This window comes from Pseudomonas sp. R62 (assembly GCF_000257605.1).
GTDB lineage: Bacteria > Pseudomonadota > Gammaproteobacteria > Pseudomonadales > Pseudomonadaceae > Aquipseudomonas > Aquipseudomonas atacamensis.
In genome coordinates this window covers 1,366,769-1,370,678 of record NZ_JH635999.1, presented here as the reverse complement: position 1 = coordinate 1,370,678, position 3,910 = coordinate 1,366,769, and the positions used below count along the sequence as shown (strand labels likewise).

Below are 3,910 nucleotides of genomic sequence, written 5' to 3'. Positions count from 1 at the left end.
CAGACTGCGCGCAAGGTCGTCGACCTGCTGCGGCCGATCCTGAGCAAATCCGCCGCTGACGTGTTGGCGAATGTCGACCAGGCCATGAGTGACTTCGACAACCAGCTCAACGCGTTCAAATCCGCCGATGGCTACGTCAGTTACGACGCCGTGACCGCCGCGCAACGCCAGCAGATCGCCGCCAAAGCCAAGGCTCTGGCCGCGGCAATGGATGGCATCGACCCCGCCCTCGGCCTTTCCGGCCTGTAAGCAGAAGACCACGACAGATGAACGATTCAGAACCTCTCAACCTGCAACGACGTCGCGTGCTGATGGGCATGGGCGCCGCCGGTGTCGCCCTTGCCGGATCGGCGCTGAGCTGCCCGGCCATGGCCGCGCAGCCTGCGCAAGTCACCGAAGCGCCGAGCAGCGACAAGACCGAAGACCGCCACGACTTCCACGGTGTGCACCAGGCCGGCATCGTCACCCCGCGCCCGGCCTCCGGGATGCTGGTGGCGTTCGATGTGCTGGCCAGCGATCGCGAAGACCTTGAGCGGCTGTTCCGCACCCTCAACGAACGCATCGCGTTTTTGATGAAGGGCGGCCCGGTCGCGCAGGTCGACCCGAAACTGCCACCGCTGGACTCCGGCATTCTCGGCCCGGTGGTCACCCCGGACAATCTGACCATCACCGTTTCCGTCGGCGATTCGCTGTTCGGCGAGCGCTTCGGTCTGGCGGTGGCGAAGCCCAGGCGTCTGCAACGCATGGTCGGTTTTCCCAATGATGCGCTGGACGCCGATTGCTGCCATGGCGATCTCAGTCTGCAGTTCTGCGCCAACACCGCCGACACCAACATTCACGCCCTGCGCGACATCGTCAAGAATCTTCCTGATCTGTTGCTGGTGCGCTGGAAACAGGAAGGCAGCGTCCCGCCGCAAGCCCCGGCCAAACCCGGCGTACCGGCGCAGTCGGCGCGCAACTTTCTCGGTTTTCGCGATGGCTCGGCCAACCCCGATTCCAACGACGCCAAGGCCATGGAGCGGATTGTCTGGGTACAACCGGACAGTGACGAACCGGCCTGGGCTGCCCACGGCAGTTACCAAGCGGTGCGCATCATCCGCAACTTCGTCGAGCGCTGGGATCGCACGCCGTTGCAGGAGCAGGAAAGCATTCTCGGCCGGGTCAAGAGCAGCGGCGCGCCCATCGGCGGCCACAAGGAAAGCGAAGTGCCGGATTACAGCAAGGACCCCGCCGGCAAACTGACCAGGCTCGACGCGCACATTCGTCTGGCCAACCCGCGCACCGCCGCGACCCAGGCCAATCTGATCCTGCGCCGGCCGTTCAACTACTCCAACGGCGTCAACAAGAACGGCCAGCTCGACATGGGCCTGCTGTTCATCTGCTACCAGGCCGATCTGGAAAAAGGCTTTATCACCGTGCAAACCCGCCTCAATGGCGAGCCGCTTGAGGAATATCTCAAACCGGTCGGCGGCGGTTACTTCTTCACCCTGCCCGGCGTGACCGGCGATGACGATTTCATCGGTCGCTCGTTACTCGCTGCCACCTCCCAAAACAAAACCGCATGACACCCAAACGACACTGGAGCCGCCCCATGAAAAAAACGCCACTCGCGTTATTGCTGACCCTTGGTTTGCTCAACACCCCGCTGGCGGCGTTCGCCGCGACCGCGCCGCTGGATCTGGTGGGGCCGGTGTCGGACTACAAGATTTACGTCACCGAAAAGCTCGATGAACTGGCCAGCCACACCCAGCAGTTCACCGACGCGGTGAAGAAAGGCGATCTGGCCACCGCGCAGAAGCTCTACGCGCCGACGCGGGTGTATTACGAGTCGATCGAGCCGATTGCCGAGCTGTTCAGCGATCTCGATGCGTCCATCGACTCGCGTGTCGACGACCACGAAAAAGGCGTGAAGGCTGAAGATTTCACCGGCTTCCACCGCATCGAATATTCGTTGTTCGCGGAGAAGTCCACTAAGGGCCTGGATGCATTGGCCGACGGTTTGAACAAAGACGTGCAGGATCTGCAAACCCGTGTGGCCGGCCTGACCTTTCCGCCGGAGAAAGTCGTTGGCGGCGCTGCTGCGCTGTTGGAAGAAGTGGCGGCGACGAAGATTTCCGGCGAGGAGGACCGCTACAGCCACACCGACCTGTATGACTTCCAGGGCAATATCGACGGCGCCAAGAAGATCGTCGACTTGTTCCGCCCGCAGATCGAACAGCAGGACAAGGCGTTCGTAGCGAAAGTCGACAAGAACTTCGCCACGGTCGACAGGATTCTGGCCAAGTACAAGACGGCGGATGGTGGGTTTGAGACCTATGACAAGGTCAAGGACAACGATCGCAAGGCGCTGGTCGGGCCGGTGAATACGCTGGCGGAGGATCTTTCGATGATGCGCGGGAAGTTGGGGCTGAACTGATTTTTAGCCTCTGGTCTGGCCCCTTCGCGAGCAGGCTCGCTCCCACAGTTGGAATGCATTTCCCTGTGGGAGCGAGCCTGCTCGCGAAAGCAATTGCGGACGCTCTAGAGAATCCGGTAGAGCAACCGCTCAATCCTCACTCGACTCACCCGCTTGAGAAACTTCGCCACCCCTGCCGGGTAATCCGGCAGTGTCTCCAGGGTCTGGAAGCTGTCGATCCGCGTGGTATGGCGGAAGATGTTCTCCAGCTCGTTCGCCCTTGGCTCCAGCCATTCGCCTTTCGGATCGTCGATCAGCAGCGCGTTTTCCAGATCCAGGCGGAACGCCCGTGGGTTGAGGTTGTTGCCAGTCAGCAAGGTGTAGCGCTGATCGATCCACATGCCTTTGAGGTGATAGGTGTTGTCACCGTCGCGCCACAAGTGCAGGTTCAATTGGCCGCTGTCGATGCTGTGCTGATGGCGTTTGGCGAAGCGGCGCAGGCTGATTTCGTACAGATACGGCAGCGCGGCGATCACCTTGAACGGCTCGCTCGGCGGAATGTAGAAATCGTTGGCGGTCTTGTCGCCGACCACAATGTCGATCTTCACGCCACGGGCCAGCGCGCGGTTGATCTCACGGATCACGCCCAGTGGCAGGTTGAAGTATGGCGTACAGATGGTCAGCTGCTTTTGCGCGCTGGCGATCAGCTCGAGAATCGCCCGGTTCAGCGGGTTGTTCTTGCCGACGCCGAGCAGTGGCGTGACCGACAGACCTTCTCGGCTGGTGCTGCCGGCGCCGGTGTCATAAGTCGCGTATTTCAGACGGCTGCGCAGATCGCCGATGTCGTTGCGCAGGCTGCGGGTAGTCGGCAGGTTGGGCAGGTCGAGGCGGTGCACGGCTTTTGATTCGATCAGGCCATGCTTGACCAGGTGATGCATCGAATCCGCCAGCTCGCGACTGTGCAGCACGTGGTAACGGTCGAAACGGTACTTGTCGAGTTTGTGCAAGTAAACGTTGTTGAGGCTCGCGCCGCTGTAGACCACCTTGTCGTCAATCACGAAGCCTTTGAGGTGCAGCACGCCGAACAGCTCGCGGGTCTGCACCGGCACGCCGTAGATCGGCACTTCGCTCTGGTGCGTGCGGGTCATGTCCTGATACCAGGCGGCGTTGCCCGGCTGTTTTCCAGCGCCGATCAGGCCGCGCTGGGCGCGCAACCAGTCAACCACCACGGCGATTTCCAGCTCGGGACGCTTGAGCTTGGCCGCGTGCAGGGCATCGAGGATTTCCTGGCCGGCTTCGTCCTGCTGCAAATACAGCGCGACGATGTAGATGCGCTGGGTCGCTGCAGCGATTTGCTCGAGCAGGCAGCGTCGGAATTCAGCAGCACTGGACAGAATGCTCACCGCCTCGGCGGTCAGCGCGAAGCTGCGCAGTTTGGGCAGCAGAGAACGTTTGAAAAGCAACGGCATAAGGCTCGCAAGGTTCGATTCCGAAGAGTTTGAGAGCTTACACCAT

The 3,910-nt window shown here is 61.4% G+C and carries 3 protein-coding genes and 1 pseudogene; 3 read left to right on the top strand and 1 reads right to left on the bottom strand.

Annotation, left to right across the window (positions count from 1 at the left end; genetic code table 11):
- From OQK_RS31705 to efeO, 3 genes and pseudogenes are all read left to right on the top strand, one after another.
- Nucleotides 1–249, top strand: a pseudogene (locus OQK_RS31705) (iron uptake system protein EfeO); the annotation flags it as partial.
- A 17-nt stretch (nt 250–266) separates the two neighbouring features.
- Nucleotides 267–1,565, top strand: coding sequence for an iron uptake transporter deferrochelatase/peroxidase subunit (efeB, locus tag OQK_RS24310; protein WP_016774711.1), 1,299 nt, complete (start codon nt 267–269; stop codon nt 1,563–1,565).
- Between the two features lie 26 nt (nt 1,566–1,591).
- Nucleotides 1,592–2,416 carry an iron uptake system protein EfeO gene (gene efeO / locus OQK_RS24305; protein WP_016774710.1) on the top strand — a complete coding sequence of 275 codons (825 nt, stop codon included), beginning with the start codon at nt 1,592–1,594 and terminating at the stop codon, nt 2,414–2,416.
- 104 nt (nt 2,417–2,520) lie between these two features.
- Here the strand turns inward: efeO and pssA are convergent, their stop codons facing one another.
- Complete coding sequence (gene pssA / locus OQK_RS24300; protein ID WP_016774709.1) at nt 2,521–3,864, bottom strand: CDP-diacylglycerol--serine O-phosphatidyltransferase; 1,344 nt, start codon at nt 3,862–3,864, stop codon at nt 2,521–2,523.
- Between the last annotated feature and the right edge of the window lie 46 nt (nt 3,865–3,910).